This window comes from Mesorhizobium sp. M0601 (genome assembly GCF_040320845.1).
In the GTDB taxonomy this organism is placed as follows: domain Bacteria; phylum Pseudomonadota; class Alphaproteobacteria; order Rhizobiales; family Rhizobiaceae; genus Mesorhizobium.
On sequence record NZ_JAMYQK010000107.1, the window covers coordinates 1 to 1483 of the forward strand.

Consider the following 1483-nt stretch of genomic DNA (forward strand, 5'->3'; position numbering starts at 1 on the left):
CGCATCCGCGCAACCTGCCCGTGGTGCTCAGCCGCGACGAGGTGGCCCGGCTGCTCAACGCCACCACCTGCCTCAAGCACCAGGCCGCATTGTCAGTCGCCTATGGCGCGGGCCTGCGTGTCGCCGAGGTGTCGATGCTGAAGGTTGCCGACGTCGACAGCGAGCGCATGCTGTTGCGCGTCGAGCGTGGCAAGGGCGGGCGATATCGCAACGCCATGCTGTCGCAAGACCTGCTCTTGTTGCTGCGTGAGTGGTGGAAGGTCGGACGTCAGCAGGGCGTGATGCACCGCGACGGCTGGCTGTTCCCCGGACAGCACGCGATGAAGCCGATCAGCACGCGGCAGCTCTATCGCATCGTCGTCGAGGCGGCCCAGGCCGCCGACATCGCCAAGCGGGTCGGGCCGCACACGCTACGCCACAGCTTCGCCACCCACCTGCTGGAGGACGGCACCGACATCCGGATCATCCAGGTCCTGCTCGGGCATGCCAAGCTCAACAACACCGCCCTTTACGCGAAGGTGGCGACCCGGACGGTGCGTGCCGTGACGAGCCCGCTCGACAAGCTCGGGCTGTTCAAGCCGGGAGAGGTCTCGCCCGACATCTGAGCCGTGCGCGCCTCGATCGAGGTCGCCGACATCTTCCGTGCTGCCGGACCCGTTTACCGGGCTGCCCATGCAGGTCACCTGAGCCTCGCCCAGCTCAAGGTCATGTCGGCGATCGAGTATTGCCGCACCGCAGCCCTTGGCGGTCACGTCGAAGCCTGCGAGGACTGCGGCCAATGGCGCATCGCCTACAACTCCTGCCGCAACCGGCACTGCCCGAAGTGCCAGGGCGCGGCCGCACGGACGTGGTTGGCCGAGCGTGAGGCCGACCTGCTGCCGGTCGGCTACTTCCATGTCGTGTTCACGCTGCCCGCCGAGGTCGCCGACATCGCCTTCCACAACAAGGCGCTCGTCTACGAGCTGCTGTTCAAGGCGGCAGCGGAGACGATGCTGACGATCGCTACGGATCCGAAGCATCTCGGCGCGCGCATCGGCATCACCGCCGTCTTACACACATGGGGATCGGCGATGACGCACCATCCGCATGTCCACATGATCGTGCCGGGCGGCGGCATCGCGCCGGACGGAAGCCGCTGGATATCGTCGCGCCCGGCCTTCCTGCTCCCGGTGAGGATTCTCGGGAAGCTGTTCCGCCGCCTGTTTCTCACCCGGCTGGTCGCGCTGCACGAGGCGGGCCGGCTCAGCTTCTTCGGGTCGATCGCGCACCTGATCAAGCGGCGGGCATTCCTGCGCCATCTTGCTCCCATCCGGAAGAAGCGCTGGGTGGTCTATGCCAAAGCGCCGTTCGCCGGGCCTGAAGCGGTGCTCGCCTACCTGTCGCGCTACACGCACCGGGTCGCGATTTCGAACAGCCGGCTGATCGCCTTCGACAAGAGCGGCGTCACCTTCCGCTACAAGGACTACCGCCGCGACGGCGCCGA

At 67.1% G+C, this 1483-nt stretch carries 2 protein-coding genes; both read left to right on the forward strand.

Features of this window, described 5'->3' with window-relative positions; all coding sequences use genetic code 11:
• Positions 1-605 (forward strand): tyrosine-type recombinase/integrase (locus tag NKI41_RS33010; protein WP_352687224.1); only part of this gene is annotated, 605 nt, incomplete at its 5' end.
• Positions 606-608: 3 nt separating this feature from the next.
• Positions 609-1483: IS91 family transposase (locus NKI41_RS33015; protein WP_352687227.1), on the forward strand; the 875-nt coding region annotated here is incomplete at its 3' end.